Source organism: Nitrospira sp. M1 (genome assembly GCF_965152605.1).
The window spans coordinates 1,711,322-1,734,854 of sequence record NZ_OZ224217.1 but is presented as its reverse complement, the minus strand read 5'-3'; the positions used below and the strand labels follow the sequence as shown (position 1 = coordinate 1,734,854).

Below are 23,533 nucleotides of genomic sequence, written 5' to 3'. Positions count from 1 at the left end.
ACTCCCTTTGTCATCACACCCCCTGCAGACAGCCATCAAGTACGTTCCGCAATTCTTGTAAGACAAGATCCCGGGCCGTATGGAGGAAAAAATGTCCTCCTGAAAACATAGACACCGTAAATCGGTCATTCGTTAGTTCATGCCACGCTTCGAGCCGAGACCGTGAAACCTCATGATCCGAAACGCCACCAAACGCCGTAATGGGACAAGACAGTGGCGGTTCGGCTTCGTAGGCATAATGTTCACGAAGTGCAAAGTCAGACCGTAACACCGGCAAAAACAACTGCCGAATCTCCGGATTATCAAGAATCTCCGCTGGGGTACCCTCAAAGGCCCGGAGTTTCTGGATGAACTCAGGCTCTGGCAACGAATGAATTGGCGGATCGTGATCACTCAGATGAGGCGCCAAACTTCCGGAAACCACCAATCCTCGCGGCAAATGATTTCCCTGCCGTCTCAACTCACGAATAAACTCAAAACCAATCAACGCCCCAACACTATGCCCAAACACGACGAACGGAAGATCCGTCATGTCAATTAGAACATCATGTAAGTCTTGTACAAGGGGCCCCACCTGCGTGACGGGCGACTCCTGCATCCTTGACTCCCTCCCGGGATATTGAATGGCACAGATCTCGATTGACGCTTGAAGATGATCTGCCCAATGCCGAAAGATCGACGCCCCGCCTCCCGCATAAGGAAAGCAGAACAGCCGTAGGGCAGGCCTGACTCTTTGCCTTCGAAATGGCAGCCAGACATTCACAGCAGAGTGCAGTGTGTGCTTTACAATTGACATTGTTCGGCTTCAGCCTCTTCCATCTTTTTGCGCAAACTCAATGGACGCATATCGGTCCAGATTTCACCGATATGCGCTAAGCATTCAGCCTTGAGCCCTTTCGTCCCCTCATCCCGCCAGCCAAGCGGGTTGTCTTTATACTCCGGCCAGATCGAATACTGTTCTTCGTGATTCACGACCACTTTGTAAATCGTGGTATCTTCATCCTCGTCTTGCATAACCTTCCCTCCTTTTGTGAATGTTGGATTTAGATGTATAAAATAGTGCCTCTCTGCCTCTCTGCTTTTCGAGCTAGCTTTTCATTTTTCACTTGCAATGTACATGTGATCTTCAACCTTCCCAGACTCTTTACTCTGGACGAAGACTAAGCGTGTGACGTACTGGCCCTGGAAGCAACGACGTCGGCAAACCCTCAACCCAGGCGCGATGGTGATCCCGATAATGTGGCGACAAGGGATCACCCGATTGCCCACCCGGCATCTCAAACACTGCATCAGAGAGATGGCCTGGAGAAACGACTAACCGTTCCGTCGCTCCAACTACCCCAGAACTTGCTCGCACGCATTCTCCGCAACCCGGCATGGCTTCGTTGGGCAAACCAAGTACACCGGTAAGGCCAGGGAACACGTGTATTAATGGATGTCCATAGGTCTGTCGATTAAAGTCACCCCACTTCAACTTTTTCAAAGATTTCGTTTCGTGTTTTTCTAGAACCTGTTTCACACTCTTTTGAAGCACGGACAAGAGGAACGCATCCCATGTCGGATAGTGAGCAGCGCCTGGAAGCAATGAAGGAATCTTCGCGGTCAACAACCGCCGAAGTGCCGTCTCTGTATCTCCAGCCCAATAGGAAAAATCCTGATCATGTGCTCGACATTCTGTTAAATATGGCTCAAAGATATTATTTTTCAGTGAACGTTGAAAATGCTGTAAGAACCCCAAGCCAGCACTGTCCACATCCGCTCGTCCATTCCACTCAGCGAGAACATCCTGAAGTTCCTCGAGCGAGGGAGACAGGTGATCCTGGTGCTTCGCCAAAAGATCCAGCGCGACCTGTCGATAAAATTGGTAAGGCTGGCTCACCGTATCTAATTGTAAGGCCAGCATGTCGGCTTCCGAGACATTTTCTAATACCTTCAATCGTTCCGTGATGCGATGCCCTCGATAGCCGTTCGGAAAGTCGTGACCGATTGTATGCGGATATTCTTTCCCCACCATCCGATGATTCCCGGCCACCACATACCCCGAAGGAGGGTCAACAATTCGTGGTAAGGCTTCCGGTCGAATATATCCCTGCCACCCAACAGTCTCATCATTCCAGGACACGCTGGAGAACCCTGTCATCCCCTTTCGAAGTGGAACCCTGCCCATCAACGTCCAGGCAATATGACCTTGATTATCTGCAAGCACGGCACTCATCGCGGGGCCACGAGACTGATTCATGACCGAGATGGCCTCATGAATCGTGTTTGCCTGATCCATATGCAGGAGCCCAAAGTCCGCAGCGTGCGGATCCATCGGCACCCAGTGAATGGCCACAAACTTACCTAACAGCGGCTTCCGTGCCACCGGCCCCCATTTGGTCATCTTGACGTCGACCGGAACATCCGGTCCGCCTTTGACCTTGACCACTTCTCGTCGAACAGCATATGGCTCCCACCCGTCAGCCGTCCGATAGGCATCGGGATGATCCGAAGACGTCTCCACCGTAACCAAATCCAAGGCATCCACAAACGGATCCGTAAATCCCCACGCCACCGACCCATTGGTCCCGACGATCACTGCAGGAATACCCGGTAAAACCACCCCATTCAACTCATGTGTTTCGTAGCGCAAGCGAACCCGATACCAAAGATTGGGAATACTGATTGGCAAGTGCATATCACTGGCCAGCATCGTACGCCCATTCGCCGTCTTGGATGGGGCAAGCGCCCAACCATTGGATCCCCTGCCCCAATATTTATCCAACGGGTGTGGAGTCTGACTCGTGCGTTGAGACATGACAGACTTCTTCAGCGTAACCAATGATTCCACGGGGATGGGCGGAATCTCATCAGGCAAGCCGACCTCTTGCCGTTCACGCAACAATGAAGTCGTGTACGGATCAAAATCCCACGTGAGAAAGTTGAAGACATCCGGAGGCAAAGCGTGCTTCATAACTGTGATCATCCGCTCATGCTCAATCATCCACTCTGGGGGATGAAACATCCCCAGCATGACCAGGACACAATCCTCGATCGCCCATGGCTCAGGCCGATACCCCAAGAAATGAAATTCAAATGGCAGCGTATTCGTCTGTAAGACAAATGCATTTACACCTTCCACGTATGCCTCTAGGACAACGCGTTGTGCGACAGGTAGTTGTTTCGCGATTGCATGAGCCATCTGTTGCATGCCCAACACCCGCTGCTGAATATCGACTGGAAGTACCGACTTTCCAGCAATCTCCGCTAACCTCCCGGCGCTCGTTCGGCGCAACCAATCCATTTGAAACAGGCGATCACGAGCGGTGATGTACCCAAGTGCACGCATGGCATCTGCCCGCGTCGACGCATTCACGGTTGGAACTCCCAACGCATCAAACATTACATTCACCGGTGCGGATAAACCGGGAATCGATTGAGAGTCCTCGGCATGAGACAGAAATTTCTGAGACTCTGCATAGACCAACACAGACCCCGCGTACAGGGCACACGCCACAAGTAATCCACATAGCAACAAAGACTGGAAACGAGGGCTTCTGCTCAATCTACGCATGTTTATCTCTACTCTCAGCTGCTTCAACGGCCTCAGCAAAGATATGTGAAATCTCATCAACCTGCGATTCCGTCACGATTAGCGGTGGAAGAAATCGGACAACACATCCATTGCGTCCCCCCAATTCCAAGATTAACCCGCGTCGAAGCGATTCATGCTGAATGCGCTGTGCCATGACTGAGTCGGAGGCGCAACTTCCACAGCTATCAGGAGGACTCTCGCGATTGACAATTTCAACGCCGATCATCAGACCACGGCCTCGCACCTCACCAATACATGACGACCGCTCTTCAATCAGTAGCAACTGACTCACTAATCGGTTTCCTAGCCGCTCGGCCTGTTCAGTAAGATGGTTATCAATCACAAACTGTATCGTTGTGGCACCGGCGACCATCGCGAGTTGATTGCCCCGAAAGGTTCCCGCATGCGCTCCCGGCAACCATTGGTCCAATGCGGCATCATACGCGATAAGGCTGAGCGGCAAGCCACCACCGATAGCCTTAGACAAGATGACCACATCCGGCTTAATACCAGCCAGTTCAAATGCATACAGCATTCCCGTCCGTCCCAATCCCGTTTGCACCTCATCTACAATCAAAGGAATCCCGCGTTCACTCGTTATCCGGCGCATTGCGCGAAGCCATTCCGTTGGCGCCGGAATGACACCACCTTCGCCTTGCACGCATTCCAAAATCATAGCGGCAGGCGGCAACACGCCACTGTTGGGATCATCGAACACATGTTCCACGTATGCTTGAGCAATCTGTTCACTTTGTGTACCGCCAATTCCAAACGGGCAACGGTACGGATAGGGGAAGGGAAGAAAATGGACATCCGCCATGAGTCCGGCAATCGACAATTTAGGCTCAAGATGTCCTGTCAGGCTCAATGCCCCGTGCGTCATGCCGTGATACCCGCCATGAAAGGACACAACTGACCGCCGCCCCGTGGCCGTCTTCACCAGCTTGATCGCCGCTTCCACCGCATCGGCTCCGGACGGTCCACAGAATTGCACGCGAGCACTGGAAGAAAAGTCGTCAGGCAAACTGGCGAGAATTTGCTCAACAAAGTGATCCTTGACCGGCGTACACAGATCCAAGGTTTGCATGGGACAGTCAGCATCCATAGCCCGGCGAATACTATCGCTCACAACCTGGGGATTGTGGCCCAGGGCCAATGCCCCGGCTCCGGCCAGGCAGTCATAGTAGGCGCGACCTTCAGTGTCATACACGTACACTCCCTTGGCTTTTTGAATCGCAAGGGGAATGCGACGTGGATAGCTGCGGGCATTGGACTCACGAGCCACCTGCCGCTCAAGATAGGAATTGGCAATGACCGGATTATGCGGAGAACGAAGGGGTTCGGAATCTGTGCGACTCTTCACCACAACATGCGGGGGAGTGGTCTGTGTAAACATGAGCGATTGTCCTTCCTTGGTCATGCTCGACGTAAGACTTGTGCTATGTGTACGGACGTTATACTGGGATCATCGGCTGCTCTGAAACTGGAACCAGCTGTCCATCATGCATTTTGAGACAGCGATCGGCCATTGAAAAATACTGATCATCATGTGTGACCACCAACACGGACTTTCCCGCGGCCTTTAATGCCTGCAGCGCATTCTCGTAAAACCAGCGTTTAAAGATCGGATCTTGATCGCCGGCCCATTCATCAAAAACATAAAACGGACGATCCTCCAACAAGGCCGTCACTAAGGCCAGGCGCTTGCGTTGCCCACGCGACAGCGCCAGCGTAGACAACTTACCCTCGTGAATCGTGACCTTGTGGTCGAGTTCAAGCATCCGGAGATATTCCACGGCTTTGACTTCCAACTCAGGCGTCTTAATGCCCAAAAACGAGTTAAACAGATAAAAATCTGAGAAGATGGCTGAAAAATGCTGCCGATAGTGTTCGCGTTCATCATCTAAAACGGGCACGCCATTTACACGAATCTCCCCGCGCTCTGGCGCATAGAGGCCCAGCAACAGCATGGCCAACGTCGTCTTACCACTCCCATTTCCACCAATTAAAAACACCACTTCGCCCGAATAAAACGATACATCAATCGGACCAAGCTGGAACGGGCGATCTTCACGTTCATGATGATAGTGATGCGTAACCCCAACCAATTCCACATGTTCCAAGACCGTGGAATCTCCGAAAGACTCAGAAGAGAACGACGGAAGGCGGTCTGATGTGCCCTGCGGCACCTCCTCACCAGAAGACAACGAAAGGCCAAGATCATGAACCTTCTGCAAGGCGACACTCGCACGCCCAAGGCCCGGTAACGCATCCACGATTAACTCCAATGGTGACATTAAGTAGAGCAACACTAAGATATACCCCGTCGTAGCTTCCGCCGAGAGGTCGTGTATGAGTGGCACTCCAAACAACAAGAGGCCGATCATGGTATACAACAGCAGTGAACTCCACCCACCCGCGATCGTATAGGTTGTCATCCCGGACACAAACGCTTGGCGATATGCGTGAACAGCCGATCCAAGTCCTTGCGAGAAAAACGCAGCACGGCGGGCACGATGCAACTTCAACTCTTTCATGCCGTCGGTCATCGCCCGAAAGGCATGATGCAAGCGATCACTGGCTTCGCGAGCCGACGTCAACGCCTTGATCGCGTAGGTTTCATGCAGGCGAAAGCACAGGATACCCATCGCGATAAAACCCATGACCACGAGAACTAACGGCCAGGAAAGCCAACCCAGGTAGGCCAAACAACCCGCCACCGTCGCAAGTTGCACACACAACATAGGTAACGTCACAAAGGCCGTCGCCATCGCCGACACATCGTCCGTCAGCGTCGCCAACACCCGATGAGCACCCAACTCCTCCATATGCTGGACGGGAGAGGCTAGGATTTGCCGGCTGAGTTGCATCCGCAGGTCGGCAATGAGCTGTTGCCCCAATCGCACAAGGACAATTTGCGACAGCATTCTCGATACCAACACGACTACGCTAACAGCACAGAATCCCCAAAACACCAGACTCGTCAGGTCGCTGGATGTATGTAAGGCCCGATTAATCAACGCCAGCAATCCCGCTCCACCAAGCCCACTGACGACACCAGTCAAACCGGCCAACACCACCTTGCCCCATGAAGCACGTAAAAGAAAGAGGATTACCTGCATAGTCTTGCTCTCGTATTCAGTATCAATTGGAACCCATACATTAATAAAGATTGCTTATTCCCTTAGTTTGCTTTTACCAGTTCACTTCACGCTTCACGAACGACGTCTCACTCCGTTTCCCCTTCTCCCTCATTTTGCACTTTGCACTTTTCACTTTGCATTTCCCCCTTCCCTCTTCAATCCGCCCACGGCGGGGTCCATGCTAGCTCTGAATCAAACCTGACTCGTAGCGTACCGAACACGCTGACTGGCGCGCCAAAATTGTTATAATTATTGAAATTACTGATTCCAATACTGTCCAAATATGTCGCGTCTAATAAATTCCGCACATTAATGGTGAAATCGTAGACCTTTTGTGGCGGTCGATAGAACACCACGGCATCTACGCGCTCATACCCATTGAATGAAAGAGTATTGGGAGTCCCCAATTTGACGGGACTTTGGAAGTAGACCCCGCCGCCAAAGCCAACCCCTTGCAACACTCCCGTCTGCAGTTCATACGTCACAAACCCCCCACCGAAATACCGCGGAACTCCAGGTGGAGCACTACCGACCGCGCCATTACGAGAATCTTTAGTAATCTCCGCATCGAGATACGTAAAGTTTCCAGTCACATTTAGGCCTGGCCAGAGCTGGCCATTGACATCAAACTCCACGCCTTGATGACGTTGCTCGCCTATGCCAATAGAAAATCGCCCATCCGTCGGATCGGTTGTCGCCGCATTTTGTCGATAGTTCCGAAACAGTGCTGTCGTTACGCGCAACCGTCCATCCAAGAGATCCACCTTTGCCCCTACCTCGTAGTTCTCTCCGGTCTCCGGGGCTAATAGACCGTTTCTTGTCACAGCGAAGGCATTGGTTTGAAATGATTGAGAGAAGCCAGCATACACTCGAAACCCGGGAAGCACCTCATAGGTTGCCCCGACGCGACCAGTTAACTTTCGAGATTTATCCTCATTCACATCGTTCGTACGGGTATCTTTTTGAGCAATATCCACAAAATCATATCGGCCTGCTGCCACGAACGTGAGCGCGTCAAAGGGTCGAACCACAATCTGACTAAAGAGACCAGTTTGCCTCAAGTCAGTCGTGCGTGGATTAAAGTCACCACTCGCCGCTGTTTGAAGATCGGCATTTGATGGGGCTTGAAAATTATTGGCTGGATTAAAGATATTGTCTGTCGCCCCTCCCCCGGCATAGGCATAGCCGAAAAGAAAGTCCAGGTTCTGCTCACGATGATCGACACCAGCTAACACCTCATGTTTGTGCCCAAATGCCTCGAATTCTTTGTTAAGAAAAATTTCACCAGCAAACGTTTCAATGTCGAATTGACGCAAGCCGACCGAGACTGGGATATCTCCACTGGGCGGAAGCCCGCCCCCATAGGCGTAGGCATAGAGACTTTTATCCGACAAATCGGAATGTTCGTATTTGCCTTTGAACGAGAGCGTTAAATTATTCACAAATTCGTGATTATAGTGCAGTTCGTAATCCTGTCCTCGAAAGGTTAATTCTGCCCCATTCTTGTCTCCTCCGCCAAAGTTACGCGTGCGGGGAATATCAGGGATTTTCCCATTCTGTGTTAATGGAAACCCGCTGTAACCGGCCCCGTCAAATTGCTGGTAATGGCCGGTCAGGAGGAGGGTGCCAGCTCCGTCAAAGAAATCCATTTCGATCGAGGGAGCCACCATATATTGCCGCACTGGGGCGTTATCAATAAAATTCCCTCCCTCTTCTACCGCAAAGATCAGTCGCCCGCGTACGTTGGGATGCTGCGGCAAGACTCCATTCGCATCTACAGTGCCCCGATAGAAATCATAGGACCCTGCCTGAAATTCGGAAATAGCAAAATTCGTATCTTGCGGAGTCTTGGTGATACGATTTACCACTCCGCCTGGACTCGACGCACCGCCTGCTATTGAAGCTGGGCCTTTGATAATCTCGTAGCGTTCAATCAATGCCGGGTCTGGAGCAAAGAACGTGTCGGTCGGCAACCCATTTGATCGAAGCACACTAAAATTTTCTACACCATCGGAAAACCCTCGAATTTGAAAACTTTCCGATCGGTTTGGACGTATCCTTCCGTTTGATACTCCACTCACATGCTCCAACGCACTCCTCTGTGAGAGCGAAAAGGTATCGCGAATGACATCACGGGTGACTACACCGATCGAAGTGGGCGTTTCAGTAATCGGCAAAGCTGTGCGAGTGCTGCTCGTCGTCTCATCCGCCTTATAGCCATCCACAGGCGGCAGAAACACCTTGGAGCGGGTGATCGTATCCGTCACTTCCACCGGCTGGACTTCGACAACGGGGATGTCGGAGTTGGAGGATATCCCCCCAACTGCCGCTCCAGCGGCTCCCGCCGCACCGGCATTTTCCTGTGCAAACAGCGTCACGGTATCGACATCGGAAAAGCGGTACTGTAGACCAGTGCCTTGAAGCAATCGTTGCAAGGCTTCTTCGGAGGTATACAGCCCTTCAAGCCCCTTTGTTTGAAGTCCCGCGACTAACTTAGAAGGATACGCCAGCTGTACCTTGCCTTGCTCTATTAGTGCCAAGAGCGCTGGCTGCAAGGCTCCAGCAGGAAGCCTCAAGGAATGCCGGGTAAGCTCGTCCCCATCTTGACGTGCCGCGAGCATGGGATGATGGCGACCGCCGATCAGCAAATCCTGGGCTTCGTGACGAAATGGTCCGAGCTGCGGCGAGTCCTGCGTATCTTGTGCCAACGCGGGATGATACGTTCCCAGTGCTAATGACGAAAGTCCAACCATAAACCCCCAGACCAAACTGTGCCGATGCTGTCCATTAACCGTTTCCGCTGCTTTGAGAAACGCCGCATGTACCCGTGTGGCTGTCGTTTGCTGTTGCGTACTCCGCTTCCTCCGCTTGAACGTCTTTGGTTTCATTCGTATTTCCTTTTTGTCTAGGCATAAAAAAACCCCACAACTACAAAAAGAATTGTGGGATCGGGAATCTACGTCCTCTGTCCTCGATCAGAAACAATTATTTATGAATTCGATATGAACCCTTTTAAAAAAATCGTCATGTTAGGTATGACGGATCCTTTTTGCAGATCCCTACCTCCAGAGAAAAAATAGTGAAAAAAGTATCAAGTCGGAGGCAAAGGGTACCGGGAGAACCACTAATGGTCTTGGCGTTCCAGCACGATAAGGTTCGGGCCATGGCGGGTAGGGTACAGAGAAAGCATATCTTCTAAGGCCCGAAAAAACCCAGTGGGGTTATCAAGATGAAACGCACCCGTGATCGGGACATGCCCGAGACTCGGGTCACTCAGGCGAATGGCGTCGGTTCGATAGCGTGCCCATTCATTCAGGACATCACGCAAGGGTGTTTCGACGAAGACCAATTGACCTTGCCGCCACGACGCCGTCATGTGCACGTTAAAGGGTTTGCTGGCAGAGAGATCACCTTCAGCTGTATAAAACACTTCTTCGCCCTGCCTGAGCAGTTGAGGAGTCTTCTCCGATATCCCGGGTGTGTGCCCTGGTACCTCCACAGCAACGCGACCTTCCAGAACGGCGACCTGGACCGTGTTCGAAGACTGACGAACAAGAAACTCTGTCCCGATATCATGGATAATGCCGTTTGCGGCATGCACATCAAAGGGACGTTGGGGATCATGGGCCACGGTAAAGAGCGCTTCCCCTCGCTCGAGGCGCACAATGCGACGTTCATCAGATATCTCCACCGATACCTGCGAGTCGGTGTTCAGCCGCAGCGTCGAGCCATCCGTCAACATCACGGTTTGCTGTTCGCCTTTGGCTGTTTGATACGAGGCCTGGTCTACTGATGAACTGGGCCACAGCCACACGAGACAGCCTACTATTCCCAGGGCTAGACTTATCGTCGTGATGGCTGGGGGCCATCCCCACTGCCAGCTCGCCCTACGTGCGGATGCTTCACGCACCTTTTGTTCCCAATAGTGATCGACGTCCGCCAATTCCTCGTCAAGAAATTTCGGCACGTGATCCAGTGTCTCCCACATCTCCGTCGCCCGTGCGTATTCCTGTTGATGCTCGGGGTGTGCGCCAAGCCATTGTTCAAACGCTCGTCGATCTTCCGGACTCATTTCTCCCGATTGTAAACGGATGATCCAGGCCAGCGCCTGCTCACGGGGTGAATACTGGGGAGACGGGTGAAGATCTTCGAGCATCAGTCAGTGATTCCTTGACGACCAGAGATCTGGTCCGATATGTGGACGAGTGATCGTGAGACTCGACTCTTTGCTGCCTGCGACAGGTGATGCCATACATTTCACGCACTAGCCGTTCGTGGAGATTGCAAATCGAAGAATGATACCAAGATACACGTAGAGGGTCTAATAGGTATAACGGATGGAGAGGGGGGATCCAGACCTAGGACGGCAAGATTTTTCTACTTGGAGTCGCTTAAGGGGTACCTCTAAGACCAGGATTGTTGTGTGAGGGTTAGGGAGGAAGCCGCGCGCTCAAAACCGGAAAATCATTGATCTACCATCCCTACTCAGTTTCTTTGTCGAGGAACTGGCTGCAGCGCACCATAGCCTTCATCATATGTTTTTCCACCATGGCGTGGGAAATGTCGAGAATATTCGCGATTTCGCGGTGAGACTTTCCTCGGACTTTGTGCAGGAGAAACACCCGGCGACATTTGGGGGGTAACTCGGCAATCGCCTGACTCAACCGTTGCACCTTTTCTTTTCCAGCCAAGATACGCTCTTGATTGGGAACTGCCGATGGACAGTCTTTCGCTTCCTCTAATTCGACAAGACGGTACGATGGGTTCTGCTGCTTGCGATAAAGATCAATGGTGATATTTGTGGCTGTTTTGTACAAAAAGGCACGAGGATTTTCAAAGGCTCGAGACGATTGTAGAGAAGAGATGCGGAGGAAAGCCTCTTGCACAACGTCCAAGGCATCATCACGTGACTGCAGCCGTCTGGTGAAAAACCTCAACAATTCGTCGTAATGCTCGCGTACGAGCGTACTCATGGTGAAGCTCGGGCTCAACGATTCAGACAATAAACGACTCCAATCGGGTCAGAAGAAATACGGTTTAAAACACGTCTTCATAAGTAATATGGCATTCTACATAAAACTCCAAGTCAGGAAATTTATAGTGATAATGAAATTAATTATCATAATTATCATCACCATGTCAATGCAACTTGCTTATCGTTGAGAACATACGGCCTTCAGTCGCAACTTGTCCATGTCTAAACACCAGATAGAACATGTTGATTGGTCTTGTCGCAAACAGGAGCTGGAGACGAACAAGAACGTGTGGCCCAACCTGACTAGGCAGCAAGCGCATAGAACTGTTCGGCGAACGATTGCTTATTTCCAGCTCGGATTTTTATCTGCCCTTTCTTGATCATCACCATCACCTCCATTCCCGCTAACGCTCGTTGGGCAGCATAAAAGTTTTTGAACCGCAACATCGGTCGCGTTAACTATTTTATGCGACGATGTGCTTGTTCAATGATATTATTCAGATATTTACATTGGCGAATTTTGATGCGCGTCTTCTGCTCGTGATTCACTTGTTTCAGGCCGGCGTGATTGGCCATGCGCTCATCAATATTGACGAGACTCGGTTTTCGGTTTTGACTAATCGCTTTCCTCAAAAAGTGTAAGGCAGCCTTGGTATCTCGTATGGCGGTTAAGAGAAAGTCGATCGTCTTTCCCTGCTTACCTACCGCGCGATAATAGTATTTCCACTGGCACTTCACCTTCTCGTAGGCTTCATCCATTCTCCACCGCTTACCAACGCGTTTCTTCTTCTGCCGAACGGCTGCATCGAGTTGCGGAGAATACAGCAGGACCCAACGGTTAATGGTAGAGTGATCCACAGAGAAGCCGCGTTCGGCCATCATTTCCTTAATGTCTCGATAACTGAGTGCGTAGGCGAGATACCACCGCATGCGTTGAAGGATCATACCGTGCTGGAAATGTCGGCATTTAAAGGGTTTCGATTGGCCTTTAAATCAGACCCACCGAAGGTTGCCAAAGTCCCTCGTTGGAAAAATCTGAAAGAACCACCTCCGCGATCTGGGTTTCGTGAATTTGAGGAATTCATTCGTGTCCGTGAAGTGCTCCCCCCACTTGCGAAGGTTGTGGTTACGATCTGTTACTGGACCGGCATGCGCAGCGGAGAAGTCCTCACGCTGACGTGGCGACAAATCAAGTTTGACTCCCGCATGAAAACCGTTACAATGGAACTCTCGGGAGCAGATACAAAGACTGGAGAACCGCGGATGGTGATTATGGGCGGTGATTTGTACAACGCCATATCATCCTGGTATAAAGACACCAATTGCAGCATCCCCAGTGTGAGTGGGTCGCGCACTTCAAGGGCCGTAAGCTCAAGAGCATTCGCGTAGCCTTGCAGCGAGCTTGTGTTAAAGTTGGCTTGGGTCGCTGGGAGAAGCCAAAAGAAAAAGAGGTTCTGAACCGTCGCTATCGCGGAGCCCTTGTCCATGACTTTCGGCGAACTGCGGTGCGGAATCTTGTTCGGGCTGGTGTCCCGGAGAAAGTCGCGATGAAAATTACCGGACACAAAACGCGAGCCGTCTTTGACCGCTATAATATTGTGAATGTCCAGGATCTCATGGAAGCCGGCCGCAAGATGGTCCAATTGCACCAACAGCACTTGGCCATTCCGCGGCGTGGGCATTTGGTGGACACTTCTCGGAAGCGCAACGCATAAACGCCTGTGAGCTGGCGTAGCTCAGTTGGTAGAGCAGCGGTTTTGTAAACCGCCGGTCGGGGGTTCAATTCCTCTCGCCAGCTCCATACACACTCAAAAGACTATCTCCTTACCGTAAAAATGCTCTCCATACCATCTTCTAACACTCAACGTGGGTAGGCACGGTTAATTTCCGGTAAGCCGTTCACTTTTTCTTCTGAATTGGAATCTATTCAGTATTTAAGACTTGAGTATCTTCTGAGCGTTGTCTATAGATGGTTAGCCGTATCTCCTTGTGGCGTTCTTGTTTGTGCGGCTACCACTATCGTATGAATAAATTGCAATTTTTTCACAACAGGCGGAACAAGAGTTTCCGGCATCAGATCAATCAAACCCATGGCACGATTCATTTCGTTCAACATCGTACCCAAGTTTTGATAAGATTTTATCATTTCCATGAATTCAGCTCGTGTAGGATCGATACCAACTTCGGCAAAATTGTGCCTCGCAGTATCTAAGACACTCACCATAGCAAGATATTTCGCAAACGTTTCCGCAAAATCCTCCCAGGGGTGCATCGTCGCATAGGCACTGATGAAACTTTCCTGCCAATTGTACGGAGGCCCTTCTTGATAATATTGTTCCAACGCTTGCGAATAGGTCGGGTTTTGATAATCGCCGAACAAACGAATAAAGGCCTCTTCTTCCGTGTTTTGTATGAACATTTCCCAGTAATAATGCCCAATCTCATGCCGAAAATGTCCAACGATGGTTCGATGGGCTTCTCCCAAGGACACGCGTAGTTTTTCACGCTCCACGTCTTCGGTTTCCTGAAGATTGATTGTAATCTTGCCATTGTCATGGCCTGTATAGACCTGTTCATGATCTCCCATTGGCTTCCATTGATTACCAGGAAAGTTCGCATCAGCCTTAAAGTCAAATGACAGGGCAGGTTCAATGCCATCTTCAGCTGTGCCATAAGGCAGACCTAAAACATCCAAGGAATAGAGAAGACGTCGTTTAGCTATTTCAAGTCGATACCAACGTTCTCGATTTCCCTCGACAGAAAGATCGGGAATCGTGTCATTGTAGCGACAATAATCACACAAACTTGTACTCGCCGCTTCATTGGTATTGACGACAATACATCGATTGCACACATGTTCGATGTCATAATTATGGCATTTAATAAGTGAAGCCTGGCAATCCGTAAACCCACACTGAAAGATGTCTGAAGATAGTATCAAGCCGGTCAACCGCTGACAGGCTGGACACCAGCCAACATCCGAATTGCAGGCCACACATTGAGTGTTTTCAAAAAATAAGGTATTGCCACAATGACAAGTAAATTTCTTCATATCCACATAGTCCTTATATGTAATATATATTCAGCCATCGACCGACTTGAACATAGTACTGATTGAAATTAGAGGATAGGCAAAATCCTGCTCACAACTAAAATATAGCGCTGCCCCTCATACTCGCGTCTCTCACTGGTTGCCCACAGTGCACAGATGAATCATTCAACACGACAAACTATACAACACCGAACCTGTCATGATCTGACCATGTTGTAGTATACAAGATCGAGAATAATCATGAGCCACACGCAGACATACCTTTCTCGCTTCTATGGATACGACTCTTGAACATTCAGTTTCCACGTTCCAAACTACCAAAATATTTACGGGCTCTTTAAAAAGTTGTACCGACCTCCCAATTCTGGTAAGAAGAGATTGGGCCTTGTATACTGAAAAGCAAAGGTCTCGTACTAGTGATACTGTTGATGCGGCATAGAGTCGAGAGTTCATACCGTAGTCTTTAGAAAGTAAATCTCTTCAACAAAGCTTCCTCGACTGTGTATTCACCCTACATCTCGGTGGAGTTATGAGGATCACGAATGAGTAAAACGCCATCAAAATCTCAAGCCGTTCCTCGCTGGAAGTTATCTGACCTTCTTGCGCAACCGGACAAGGACTTTGAACGTCTTTGCCGACAGCAGGAACGCCAGGTGAGTCAGCTCGAACGATTACGGCCACGGTTGAAACAGGATGTCTCCTCAACACTTTTCAAGCAGGCCTATCAGTTGAAAGAAGCCATCGCTGAAATCTCGACAACGCTCCATGCGTTTGCTTTCCTGTGGTTTGCAGAAAATACGCAACAGCAAGCGGCACGAGCGTTCCAAGCTACAGTTCGTGAACGCCTCACGAAATTTGATAATCGAATCCTCTTCTTAGATCTCTGGTGGCAGGGACTCAGCATTCACAAAGCCAAATCCCATCTTCGTCAATCCGGAACACTCCACTACTACCTTGATACGCTCACTCGGATAAAGCCTCATACTTTAAGCGAAACTGAAGAACAAATTATAAGCGTAAAGGATAGTACGGGTCGCAGTGCCATCGAAATGTTGTATGGCGTCTTGACGTCTGGGTTTAAATTTTCACTGAAGATAGACGGGAAAGTTCAAACCCTGACACGCGAAGAATTAACCACGCATGTTCGACATCCGTCGACTCAACGTCGACAGGCCGCGTATCAAGAATTATTCCGTGTCTATTCAGATCATCGTGATGTCATTGGAGAAATGTATAAATCATTGGTGTTGGACTGGAAAAATGAAGGCGTGACGCTTCGTCGCCATCGCACACCTATCGCCGTCCGCAACATGGCCAACGATGTTCCGGATCAAGCCGTAACGGCACTGCTCACGACATGTCGAAAGAATGCCAGTATCTTTCAACACTACTTCCGCCTCAAAGCCAAACTGCTGAAGAAAAAGAACTTTACACGCTATGATCTCTATGCGCCTCTTCAAACGTCCTCCACAAAATACTCGTTTTCACAAGCTTGGAAGATGGTGAATGAGTCGTATCAACATTTTTCACCCGAAGTGGCGAAGCTGGCAGCACGAGTCATAGAAGAACGACATCTTGACGCCCAAATTCGTCCAGGAAAGATGGGGGGAGCGTTTTGTTATAGCGTAACCCCTCACCGAACGCCTTATGTCTTAATGAACTTTAATGGTCATCCGCGAGACGTCTCGACCCTTGCACATGAACTGGGTCATGCCGTGCATGGCATGCTCGCACATCAACATTCGGTGTTGACCTTCCACTCCTCCCTCCCGCTTGCGGAAACGGCTTCAATTTTTGGCGAACAATTGTTGTCGGAGAATTTTTTAAGTCAAGAACGCAAAGTCCAAGCGAAGCGAGCGCTCTTAATGACACACCTTGATGACCTCTACGCCACGATTCTCCGGCAAGCCTATTTTGTGGAATTCGAACGGCTCGCCCACGACATGATTAGCGATGGAGCGACAATAGATGCCCTTGCTCAGGCCTATCTCCAGCTGCTCCGTGAACAATTTGGACGCGGCGTTCAGGTCTCCAAAGAATTTCAATGGGAATGGTTATCGATTCCGCATATTTTCTCCAGCCCGTTCTATTGCTACGCCTACAGCTTCGGCAATTTACTGGTCCTCGCTCTCTATCAACGGTATAAACAAGAGGGGAACACGTTTATTCCGAAGTATCTGAACTTGCTGTCGGCCGGTGGTTCCGCCAATCCCGAGTCCCTCCTAAAACCACTGAAGGTAAACATTCGGTCTGAAAGTTTTTGGCAAGAAGGATTTAACCGTATTCAAGATCTTGTTGTGGAATTAGAGAAAACCATGACATAGCCGCACATGACCGTGAGGAAGTCAACACGATTGCCATGTTCGGAAAACGTTACGGTCCTGTCAGAACGACAGGCTATGTGGAAGGATTCCATGAAGAAAGGTTCGAAGGATCAAAAAATTCCTGCCTGTTGCTGCAACCAGCGAATATAACGAATGATCTCGGTCACGTCTTCTGGTGTCACAGTCTCGACCTTTGGCATATTGCCAAACTTCCAATGATGCGCGCGAACTCCCTGCGCTGCCGCTCGCTGAAAAGCAAAATCCGCATGATGATTCGGTTCATAAATTTTATGAACGAGCGGCGGCCCCTGTTTCGTTCCACCTGCTTGAGGTCCGTGACAGCGAGCACAGTTGTCGTTAAATAACCCCTCTCCCTTCGCCAAGTCCTGCGGCATGTGATCCGTCTTGATTATGGCAACAGGCGAGCCACTGGCTTCATGCCCTTCGTGACTGACGTCGGTTTTAGCTTCGGAACATCCTGCAAATGAAAGGATACAGGCAACGACAATCAGCCCACATAGGCGCTGCGCGACCACATTATGAGGAATGTCGGGAATAATCATATACAATATTTAAATTGCGGAAAGAGATAAATGATCGATTCTAACATGAATCAGACTTAGTAGTGGAAGGATCATCCATACCCACAGCTTGAAATCCTTCTTGGCGAAAAAGACAACTATCACACTCACCGCATGCCCGTCCATCTACATGAGGCGCATAGCAACTATGCGTGAGTTGCAAGGGAACGCCAAGTTCCAGCCCTCGTTGAATGATTTCCGCCTTCGTCATGCTCATCAGCGGTGTAAGAATTTCAATGGATTCTCCTTCAACACCTCGTTGAGTTCCCAGACGTGCAACCTTCTCAAACGCCTCAACAAATTCAGGCCGACAGTCAGGATACCCTGAATAGTCACGAACATTCGCACCAAAATAGATCCGCGTCGCATGGACGACTTCTGCATAAGCCAACGCAAGACTTAAGAAAATTGTATTCCGAGCCGGCACATAGGTGATAGGAATGCCAGACTGGCGATCGTTCAGCGATTGCCGCTTCGGAACCTCGAGATCTTCCGTAAGCGCAGACCCGCCGAAAGCCCGAAGATCAAGTTCGATGACTTTGTGTTCTACAGCCTGCAACCATGTCGCAATACTTTCGGCACGAGTCACCTCAATACGATGACGTTGACCATAGAATACCGTCAGCAGGTACAGGTCATGTCCTTCAGACTTGGCCATCGCAGCCGTGACGGTCGAATCGAGTCCACCACTTGCAAGAATAATGGCTTTGCGTTTGGACATGAACCCTAACGGCCAATCAAACTACTCTGTCGGCCTATTTGCGTAAGATCTCTCAACGAAACAGAATACGACCCATAGATGCATCCGTTGTCGATGATGATGGAAAGATACAGACAGCGCCATAATCAGGAACGCTGTTCAGATCGTTCAATTTTCTCCATGAGTTCTCTGTTAGTTTGACAAGCGACACATAAACGGGCAAAGGGAAGCGCCTGGAGTCGCTTTTCGCTGACTTCCTCTCCGCACTCCGCGCACATCCCATACGTGCCTTCTTCAAGGCTCACAAGTGCTTCCTCGATTTGCCGTCGTTCCTTATTTCTCATTTCTTGCAAAGAAATCCCCATTTCTCTATCCAAATCAACAAGCGCTTGATCACCGCTATCCATAGCCGACTCTAACCGACGTTGCTGCTCTTCCGTCAATGATTGTCCCAACTGATGCTTAATGGCCTGCGTTATAGCATCACGTTTGGCAAGTAAAATTTTTCGAAGCGTCGCTTTACGTCCTTTAGAAGGGCTTGCGTGGATTGTTTTTGACTCTTTCTTCATGGCATCCTTTTTCGGTGGTTTTGCAGCTTCCTTCTTTTTTGACGGAGAAGCCTTTCCTGAACCACGGGTCACCTTTTTTACTTGCGTCGATGGCTTTTTCAAAACCTTGGATTTTGGAGAAGTAGTTTTTGCCGCAACCTTCTTCTTTGAAACAACTTTTTTCGAGGGAGGACTCTTCTTACCCTTGGTTGTTCGCGAGACACTCTTTTTTTTCTGAACTTTGGAAGCCATACATCAGCGCCCTTTCTGGCTGAAGCAGTTTACAGGCATCAAACACCATAGGCCCGCAAACCGAAATGGGAGGGTGATCTTAGCAAAATTTATCCATATGGCAAAGAGAGGGGTTTAAGAATAGGTGATTAGTGAGTGTACCGAACAATCGTGAAGTTTTTCCCGACCTGCTAAGAATGCCAGTTCAACAAGAAACGCAACATCAACAATCTCTCCACCCAATTGTCGAATGAGATGCACCGTCGCCCCGGCCGTGCCTCCTGTTGCTAAGAGGTCATCCACGACCAAGACCCGTTCCCCAGGCACAATGGCATCCCGATGGATGGCAAGAGAACTCGATCCATACTCCAAATTGTATTTGACTTCATAGACATCAGCAGGCAATTTCCCAGGTTTTCGTACAGGCACAAAGCCCGCATTGAGTCGATACGCTAACGGACTACCGAGAATGAAGCCACGTGACTCAATCCCGATGACTTTTGTAACATTGGCCGACTCATACTGTGCCGTCAGTTCATCGACAATCGTTCGAAGAGCGGTCGCATCCTTTAACAGCGTTGTGATGTCATAGAAAAGGATTCCAGGTTTGGGGAAATCGGGAACTTCGCGAATGAGTGATTTGTAATTCATGTCATGACACCTTTTTTGTTCCGCATATCATGCTCGATAGAATGAGTTATGTCTACAATTGTTTTTTCTTATGGTGAATGGCCTACCTTGACCATCTTGCGACGACTTGGATGGGTGCAACATGTATGAAAGACGACCTCATCTTCTCTGTAGCGTATGGACAACTGAGAGCCTATTCAGTCATTGTCGATCTCGATACCCACGACTGATCTCCCATTAGGACCGGATAATTCGAAACGCTTCAACATCATTGACCACGGAAATCCAATTAACCTGGACGTGGGCGACTTGCGCGAGAGCAGGGCCTTTCCGCAAAAACGTGAGAAATGATTCCACGAACTCAGGAGGACCTTCCACTTCACATTCCACTTGTCCACTGGGAAGATTTCGTACCCATCCATGAAGGTGTAACCTAGAGGCTTGTTGCTGAGTAAACGCTCGATAGGATACACCCTGGACACGTCCATCTACCACAATGTGCGCACGAACCTGATTCTTCTGCGCAGATTGCTCTTTCTCCGGCGATGACCTGTCCATATTCAGCTCTTCGGGCATAGTCATTATCCGTTCTCCATACGCTCTTGATGAGATTGAACGACATCTGCCCCAACTCGAGTCCCTTCACGAATGCAGTCAGGGATGCCAAGACCTTCAAACGCCGCGCCGGTAAGATGCATACCCTCAAGTCCATTCATCAGAGAGCGAATTTCCCGAAGCCGTTGACCATGCCCACACACATACTGTGGCATCGCACGATCCCATCGATAGACTTCGGCAAATAACGGTTCACACGAGATGCCGACCATTTCTCGTAATTGTTCCCGTACGTATGCCACAAGCGCTGTATCATCTTCTTCAAGAATCTTTTCCCGGCCTTTTCCACCGACATAGCAGCGAATCAAGGCATGTTGCGCATTTGCTCGATTCGGCCACTTTAAGGACGTCCAGGTTGCGGCAAGTAAGGACCGGCCTTCAATTCGAGGAATGACAAACCCAAATCCTCGTATCAATTTTTCAACCTCATGATATGGAAAGGCCAGAGAAATTGTGGCAGTCGAACAATACGGAATTTGGTTGAGCAGGGAAGCTACCGGAGGAGCTAATGGTTCAAGCAGTTTGGCCGTCACGTACGCAGGAGTCGCCAAAATTACGTCATCAGCAGGCATACGTTCCTGATTATCGAGCACGACGCTATACGTAGCGTGAGTCGTGACCTTGGCTTGAGTAATCTCCGCGACATGATGCCCTGTCAGAAGCGTAGCCCCATTGGATTCTATCCGTTTCACGAGCACCTGAATTAAATCCCCAAGTCCACCACGAAGAGTCGTGAACATGGTACGTTGCGGCTTCTGCTGCACAGACAACGAGCTAGGTCGAGCCTGCTGAGCACGTATGCCTTTAATCAAACTCCCATACTCTTGCTCAAGATCATAAAACCGTGGAAAGGTCGACTTCAAACTTAATTCATTCGCATCACCAGCATAAATTCCAGCAACAAGGGGTTCGATAAAATGGTCAAACGCCTCCGCTCCAAGTCTTCGACGAAAAAATGACGCTAGCGACTCATCGTGCTCTAAATTGGTATAACGTGGCACAAACCATTCCCATCCCATTCGAAGAATACCCAAGGGGGAAATTAAGCCACCCGAAAACAGTGAGCTGAGTCGAGTCGGAACGAACGCGACCAACCCCTGAGGCAACTCACGCATCTGACCTTTGGTAAAGCAAAATGTTTGGCTATTCGCCATATTGGTATTAATCAATTGATCGGTAAGACCAAGCTTCTCACACAATTCAAACGCCCAAGGTTTCGATGTTAAGAAGGAGTCTGGTCCTCCCTCTATCACGAAGTCATCAATCTGATGCGTGAGGACTTTGCCTCCGAAACGGTCATGCCCCTCAACAATAGTACAGTCAAGCGTCACATTCAGTCTTTGGGATTCTTCCTGAATGGCAAACGCCGTGGCGAGGCCTGAAATACCGCCTCCGACAATAACAACACGACGTGCAGGATCAACCATAAGGCAAGGTGTCCTTTATGGTCATGAGACTTGGCTCCCAAAGAACCATCGCGTTCTCTGCCAAATAATCAACACAGGAAGTAGGATGTTGGGGTGCTCTGGAGTGCGTCGAAGGCTTACGATGCCTCGACCTCATGTGTACTGAATTGATGAACACAGTCTATCGTGGCTTCTACAGCATCAACAGAGATATGAGGGAGAATCCCATGACCGAGGTTAAAAACGTGACCAACTCGCCCATTCGCTTGTTGCAAAATTTTCCGAACACGCCTCTCGATTTCTTTCATCGGCGCTCCAAGCACAAGTGGATCAAGGTTCCCTTGCACCGCGAGATCATAGCCAATTGTTGCCCACGCTTCGTCCAGCCGGACTCGCCAATCGAGCCCCATGACATCGCAGCCAGTCTTTCGCATCAAAGGGAGTAACGTTGCCGTTCCTGTCCCAAAATAAATTCTGGGGATGCCGGCTGATGCGACAGCATTAAAAATTCGTTGCGTGTGCGGCAACACGTATTCTTCGTAATCATCAGGACTCAAACACCCCACCCAACTATCAAAGAGTTGAATGGCCTGAGCCCCTGCATGAATTTGCACCTGTAAATATTCAATCACCCCATTTGCCAATTTACCGAGTAGCGCATGCCAAAGGTCTGGGCGCGCGAACATCATCTCTTTCGTCAAACGGTAGTCCCGAGAACTACCACCTTCGATTGCATAGCTGGCAAGAGTGAACGGGGCTCCAGCAAAACCGATGAGGGGCACACGACCGGCAAGAGCTTTCCGTGCCATCGCAATCGCGTCACCGGCATACCCAAACGATTCTCCATCGACAGAGATAAGCCGCTCGACATCCGCATCAGAGCGAACAGGATTATGAAAGACCGGGCCTTTACTCTCAACGAATTCTAGACGCAACCCCATGGCTTCCAACGGAAGAAGAATGTCAGCAAAAATGATGGCTGCATCCAGGGAAAACCGTTCAATCGGCTGAAGGGTTACCTCTGTGGCGAGTTCTGGAGTTTTGCACACATCAAGAATGGAATGCCGCTTACGGACCGCTAGATATTCTTTCATATAACGGCCGGCTTGTCGCATAAACCAGACCGGGGTTCGGTCTACAGGTTCACGACGGCATGCTCGAAGAAAACGATCATTCATGGCGGGTATTTTACGAGCGCCCCTTTAGGCTGTCAACGAATCCTTTTGTTTACATGGGAAATATCATAGACATAAATCATCCTGACTCGTCTCAACCATCACCTACTTACTTGAGTAGAGGTTGGAGCCGAGCACGTATGGACTGGCTGGTTTCCTCAATCTCATGAAGGTCTTCAACTGATACGATCTGTGCATCATCTGGCTCTAATTCAAGACGGTAATGATCTTCGTCCTGCGAAAACCATTCAATATAGGGGTGAGGAGGCAGCAATGGATGCGGGTCAAAGGAAATCAGGCTGACCTTACCAATTTGCGGACTCTCCAACTCAGCAAGCGTATCAAGAGCCCTTGGGTCATCAATAAACTTTGAATTCTGAAATCGAAAAACGTGCCCACGAATCTCTCCAGTGCATTGCCCTGCGAGACAAAAGTCTACAAGCCCAAGTCCGGCAAACAGCATTTGCCCAACAACAAGCCCTTCCATTCTATTGTCTAAGTACCCCTCTTTTACCCAACGGAAATTTCCGAACTTTTGCGCCATGATTGGATTGTCCTAGTGGAAAAAAGAGTGGAGAG

21 protein-coding genes, 1 tRNA gene and 1 pseudogene are annotated in these 23,533 nt (G+C 49.7%); 5 read left to right on the top strand and 18 right to left on the bottom strand.

Going from position 1 to position 23,533, the window contains the following annotated elements:
- Window positions 1-13 precede the first annotated feature (13 nt).
- From ACWHX8_RS08120 to ACWHX8_RS08080, 9 genes and pseudogenes are all read right to left on the bottom strand, one after another.
- On the bottom strand, window positions 14-796 hold the full coding sequence (locus ACWHX8_RS08120; protein ID WP_447971450.1) for a thioesterase II family protein: 783 nt from the start codon (window positions 794-796) through the stop codon (window positions 14-16).
- Window positions 784-1,014: an MbtH family protein gene (locus tag ACWHX8_RS08115; protein WP_447971449.1), complete on the bottom strand. Its 231-nt coding sequence runs from the start codon at window positions 1,012-1,014 to the stop codon at window positions 784-786. The genes ACWHX8_RS08120 and ACWHX8_RS08115 overlap by 13 nt, the downstream gene beginning before the upstream one ends.
- Window positions 1,015-1,144: 130 nt before the next feature.
- Window positions 1,145-3,496, bottom strand: a complete 2,352-nt coding sequence (locus ACWHX8_RS08110; protein ID WP_447971448.1) for a penicillin acylase family protein — start codon at window positions 3,494-3,496, stop codon at window positions 1,145-1,147.
- Window positions 3,497-3,545: 49 nt separating this feature from the next.
- A complete protein-coding gene (locus ACWHX8_RS08105) occupies window positions 3,546-4,970 on the bottom strand; it encodes a diaminobutyrate--2-oxoglutarate transaminase (protein ID WP_447971447.1) in 1,425 nt (474 codons plus the stop codon).
- 58 nt (window positions 4,971-5,028) lie between these two features.
- Window positions 5,029-6,696 (bottom strand): cyclic peptide export ABC transporter, encoded by a 1,668-nt coding sequence (locus ACWHX8_RS08100; protein ID WP_447971446.1) that lies wholly within the window; start codon window positions 6,694-6,696, stop codon window positions 5,029-5,031.
- A 176-nt stretch (window positions 6,697-6,872) separates the two neighbouring features.
- Window positions 6,873-9,605: a TonB-dependent siderophore receptor gene (locus ACWHX8_RS08095; protein ID WP_447971445.1), complete on the bottom strand. Its 2,733-nt coding sequence runs from the start codon at window positions 9,603-9,605 to the stop codon at window positions 6,873-6,875.
- Window positions 9,606-9,841: 236 nt separating this feature from the next.
- On the bottom strand, window positions 9,842-10,873 hold the full coding sequence (locus ACWHX8_RS08090) for a FecR family protein (protein ID WP_447971444.1): 1,032 nt from the start codon (window positions 10,871-10,873) through the stop codon (window positions 9,842-9,844).
- A 325-nt stretch (window positions 10,874-11,198) separates the two neighbouring features.
- Window positions 11,199-11,690, bottom strand: a complete 492-nt coding sequence (locus ACWHX8_RS08085) for an RNA polymerase sigma factor (protein ID WP_447971443.1) — start codon at window positions 11,688-11,690, stop codon at window positions 11,199-11,201.
- A gap of 305 nt (window positions 11,691-11,995) precedes the next feature.
- Window positions 11,996-12,637 (bottom strand): annotated as a pseudogene (locus ACWHX8_RS08080) (IS6 family transposase).
- Between the two features lie 12 nt (window positions 12,638-12,649).
- Between ACWHX8_RS08080 and ACWHX8_RS08075 the strand changes: the two are divergent.
- The 3 genes from ACWHX8_RS08075 to ACWHX8_RS08065 all read left to right on the top strand — a co-directional run bounded on the left by ACWHX8_RS08075 (window position 12,650) and on the right by ACWHX8_RS08065 (window position 13,493).
- Window positions 12,650-13,081, top strand: a complete 432-nt coding sequence (locus tag ACWHX8_RS08075) for a tyrosine-type recombinase/integrase (protein ID WP_447971888.1) — start codon at window positions 12,650-12,652, stop codon at window positions 13,079-13,081.
- Window positions 13,082-13,083: 2 nt separating this feature from the next.
- Entirely contained in the window at window positions 13,084-13,407 is a 324-nt protein-coding gene (locus ACWHX8_RS08070; RefSeq protein WP_447971442.1) for a hypothetical protein, read from the top strand.
- Between the two features lie 10 nt (window positions 13,408-13,417).
- Window positions 13,418-13,493, top strand: a tRNA-Thr gene (locus tag ACWHX8_RS08065).
- Between the two features lie 162 nt (window positions 13,494-13,655).
- Here the strand turns inward: ACWHX8_RS08065 and ACWHX8_RS08060 are convergent.
- Complete coding sequence (locus ACWHX8_RS08060) at window positions 13,656-14,744, bottom strand: zinc-binding metallopeptidase family protein (RefSeq protein ID WP_447971441.1); 1,089 nt, start codon at window positions 14,742-14,744, stop codon at window positions 13,656-13,658.
- A gap of 542 nt (window positions 14,745-15,286) precedes the next feature.
- On the opposite strand from ACWHX8_RS08060, the gene ACWHX8_RS08055 reads away from it, so the two are divergent.
- Window positions 15,287-17,068: a M3 family oligoendopeptidase gene (locus tag ACWHX8_RS08055; RefSeq protein ID WP_447971440.1), complete on the top strand. Its 1,782-nt coding sequence runs from the start codon at window positions 15,287-15,289 to the stop codon at window positions 17,066-17,068.
- Window positions 17,069-17,178: 110 nt separating this feature from the next.
- On the opposite strand, the gene ACWHX8_RS08050 is transcribed toward ACWHX8_RS08055, so the two are convergent.
- From ACWHX8_RS08050 to ACWHX8_RS08040, 3 genes are all read right to left on the bottom strand, one after another.
- A complete protein-coding gene (locus ACWHX8_RS08050; protein ID WP_447971439.1) occupies window positions 17,179-17,631 on the bottom strand; it encodes a c-type cytochrome in 453 nt (150 codons plus the stop codon).
- A gap of 40 nt (window positions 17,632-17,671) precedes the next feature.
- Complete coding sequence (gene queC, locus ACWHX8_RS08045; protein ID WP_447971438.1) at window positions 17,672-18,370, bottom strand: 7-cyano-7-deazaguanine synthase QueC; 699 nt, start codon at window positions 18,368-18,370, stop codon at window positions 17,672-17,674.
- Window positions 18,371-18,495: 125 nt separating this feature from the next.
- The gene (locus ACWHX8_RS08040) at window positions 18,496-18,918 is read right to left on the bottom strand and encodes a TraR/DksA family transcriptional regulator (RefSeq protein ID WP_447971437.1); all 423 of its coding nucleotides are present in this window, start codon (window positions 18,916-18,918) and stop codon (window positions 18,496-18,498) included.
- On the opposite strand from ACWHX8_RS08040, the gene ACWHX8_RS08035 reads away from it, so the two are divergent.
- A complete protein-coding gene (locus ACWHX8_RS08035) occupies window positions 18,917-19,135 on the top strand; it encodes a hypothetical protein (protein ID WP_447971436.1) in 219 nt (72 codons plus the stop codon). The two genes, ACWHX8_RS08040 and ACWHX8_RS08035, sit on opposite strands and share 2 nt — an antisense overlap.
- A 128-nt stretch (window positions 19,136-19,263) precedes the next feature.
- Here ACWHX8_RS08035 and ACWHX8_RS08030 read toward each other — a convergent pair whose 3' ends face one another.
- From ACWHX8_RS08030 to ACWHX8_RS08010, 5 genes are all read right to left on the bottom strand, one after another.
- Complete coding sequence (locus ACWHX8_RS08030) at window positions 19,264-19,779, bottom strand: adenine phosphoribosyltransferase (RefSeq protein ID WP_447971435.1); 516 nt, start codon at window positions 19,777-19,779, stop codon at window positions 19,264-19,266.
- A 216-nt stretch (window positions 19,780-19,995) separates the two neighbouring features.
- On the bottom strand, window positions 19,996-20,340 hold the full coding sequence (locus ACWHX8_RS08025) for an acylphosphatase (protein WP_447971434.1): 345 nt from the start codon (window positions 20,338-20,340) through the stop codon (window positions 19,996-19,998).
- Complete coding sequence (gene hemG, locus ACWHX8_RS08020) at window positions 20,340-21,800, bottom strand: protoporphyrinogen oxidase (protein WP_447971433.1); 1,461 nt, start codon at window positions 21,798-21,800, stop codon at window positions 20,340-20,342. The genes ACWHX8_RS08025 and hemG overlap by 1 nt, the downstream gene beginning before the upstream one ends.
- A 116-nt stretch (window positions 21,801-21,916) precedes the next feature.
- Complete coding sequence (hemE, locus tag ACWHX8_RS08015) at window positions 21,917-22,957, bottom strand: uroporphyrinogen decarboxylase (RefSeq protein WP_447971432.1); 1,041 nt, start codon at window positions 22,955-22,957, stop codon at window positions 21,917-21,919.
- A 106-nt stretch (window positions 22,958-23,063) separates the two neighbouring features.
- A complete protein-coding gene (locus tag ACWHX8_RS08010) occupies window positions 23,064-23,498 on the bottom strand; it encodes a hypothetical protein (RefSeq protein ID WP_447971431.1) in 435 nt (144 codons plus the stop codon).
- Between the last annotated feature and the right edge of the window lie 35 nt (window positions 23,499-23,533).